Annotated in this window: 1 protein-coding gene and 3 pseudogenes; all 4 read right to left on the reverse strand. The window is 60.7% G+C overall.

Annotated features, from left to right (window positions below; all coding sequences use genetic code 11):
• Nucleotides 1–77: 77 nt before the first annotated feature.
• Nucleotides 78–662: pseudogene (locus AWB66_RS32245) on the reverse strand (ATP-binding protein); the annotation flags it as partial.
• A 16-nt stretch (nucleotides 663–678) separates the two neighbouring features.
• Nucleotides 679–1473, reverse strand: a pseudogene (locus AWB66_RS32250) (Mu transposase domain-containing protein); the annotation flags it as partial.
• A gap of 36 nt (nucleotides 1474–1509) precedes the next feature.
• Nucleotides 1510–2166 (reverse strand): annotated as a pseudogene (locus AWB66_RS32255) (IS3 family transposase); the annotation flags it as partial.
• Between the two features lie 72 nt (nucleotides 2167–2238).
• Nucleotides 2239–2369 (reverse strand): transposase domain-containing protein (locus tag AWB66_RS32260; protein WP_143328377.1); only part of this gene is annotated, 131 nt, incomplete at its 5' end.

The following is a 2369-nucleotide window of genomic DNA, read 5'->3' on the forward strand; positions in this document are numbered from 1 at the left end:
ATCATTTGTAAAATGCAATTGATGACCTGCCACGGCAGGTTTTTATCTGCCTCGCACACAAAAATTCAGACACTCCCCGAGCGCGAGCCCACGCGGTCGTCGATCACTTCGAGTAGGTCGTTTCGCGCTCCCTGATCGAGTTCCTGCAGTCCCCAGTCGTCCAGCAATAGCACGTCAATCTTGGCGAGTTGAGCGAGACGGCGTGTGAAGCTGCCGTCGCCATGGGCGATGCGCAACTCTTCGAACAGGCGCGCAGCGCGCACGTATAACGCGGAGAACCCTTGGCGGCATGCCTGCTGCGCAAAGGCGCACGCGATCCAGGTTTTACCGGCGCCGGTCGGTCCACTCAGGATGATGTTCTGGGCGTTGCGGATCCAGTCGCAACTAGCGAGCGTGGCAACCACGCGCTGGTCCAAGCCGCGGCTTTGCCGGACGTCGATGTCCTCGATGCAGGCTTGTGGATTCTTCAGCCTGGCGGCCTTCATCAGGCGTTCAAGACGGCGCGTGTCGCGCCAAGCCAGTTCGCGTTCGACGACCATGCCGAACCGGTCCTCGAACGACAGGCTGGTGCTAGCGGTCAGTGCGGCTTGTTCCTCGAAGGCGCGGGCCATGCCGTCGAGTTTCAGGTTCCGGAGTTGCGAGAGGGTTTGCTGCATCAACATGGTGACCTCCTTCGGGTCAGTGATAATAGTCAGGCCCGCGCACGTTCTCGTGTTCGGGGGATTGCCATTCAGTGAGTTCGATCGGCAGCGATGCCTGTCGGTCCAATCCGGACTTGAGGATCGAGAGGACAGAGCGACGTGTAGGGGAGCCGACCACGAGGGCGCGCTGACAGGCCGCTTCAAGGCGCTCGCGACCGTATTTGCGGGCCAGCGCTAGCAGTCCCAGACAAGCCCGGTAGCCCATTTCGGGATGCGGGCGGTTGGTCAGCAGGTGCCGGACGATCGCCTCGGCGCCGGGGCCCACCGAGGCGCCCCAGTTCAGCAGGCGCCCGGGCGTCCACTCCAGGTGAGCGCGGTGAGCGACGGGCATGTGCTCGGGTAACGTCGTGTGTTTGTTGCGCAGGTGGCTGCGGGCGTGAGCTGCGACGCGCTTGCCGCCGTGGAGGATCTCAACGCCGAAACGGGTCAGGCGGGCGTAGACTGGCTGGCGCACGAGGCTGTGCGGGGCGCTGTAGTAGTGGTGATCGACCTCAACATGGTAGTCAATGTTGACGACGCATCGCACGAAGGTCGCGATCTCGTAGCGCTGGGCAGGTAACGGCCGCAACGCGGGCTGGTCGAGCCGCTCAAACCATTCGCGGCGATTACCCTGAAGCTTCTTAAAGGGGCGTTGGTTGATATCAGCAATGAGACCAGCGATCGCGCGGTTCAACTCGGCCAAGCTGAAGAAGCGGTGGTTGCGCAGACGAGCAAGAACCCATCTCTGGACCACTTGAACTGCTACCTCGGCCTTCGCTTTATCACGGGGTGAAGCGCACCGGGAATTTCGGAGACGGTTTTGCTGGAGTTACGCTGCCATCAGCATTCCAGCGATTTGTTCATAGTAGCGGGCTTCCGCTTCGGCCGGTGGGATGTTGCCGATCGGCTCAAGTAGGCGTCGGTGATTAAACCAGTCCACCCATTCAAGCGTGGCGAGTTCAACCACCTGCACGTTACGCCATGGTCCGCGACGATGAATAACTTCTGCCTTGTAAAGGCCGTTGATCGTTTCGGCGAGTGCGTTATCGTATGAATCTCCGACGCTGCCGACTGACGGTTCGATTCCTGCTTGGGCTAGACGATCCGTATACCGAATTGAAACGTATTGCGACCCGCGGTCCGAATGATGTACCAAACGGTTACTTTCGGCTGGTCGGCGCTCATGTACCGCCTGCTCCAGCGCGTCCAACACGAAGTCAGTACGCGCTGAGCTTGACACTCTCCAGCCTACGATGCGTCGCGCGAACACATCAACGATGAAGGCAACATAAGCGAAGCCTTGCCAGGTGGCCACGAAGGTGAAGTCTGACACCCACAGCGCGTTCGGCCGTGACGCTTTGAACTGCCGCTGGACGTGATCAAGCGGGCACGGTGTGTTTCGCTCGCTGACGGTGGTTCGAATCGATCTGCCGCGCCGCACACCTTGCAGCCCGAGCCGCTTCATCAGTCGCTCGACAGTACACCGGTAAGCGGCTCACGCGGGCCGTTCGTGCGCATGCGTGCACGTGAGGCATGATGGTGATTCGGAGTCGCCCGGTCAGGCAGAGGGTCTCGGCGAAGTGCCTGGCGTGTGCAGCTTGTCGACCACGCACCATGGCAGAAGCTCGTCGATGCGATTGATTTTATGATCGGCGATGTGGGCCAGCACATAGTTCAGGTAAGCACGCG

Source organism: Caballeronia telluris, assembly GCF_001544495.1.
In the GTDB taxonomy this organism is placed as follows: domain Bacteria; phylum Pseudomonadota; class Gammaproteobacteria; order Burkholderiales; family Burkholderiaceae; genus Caballeronia; species Caballeronia telluris.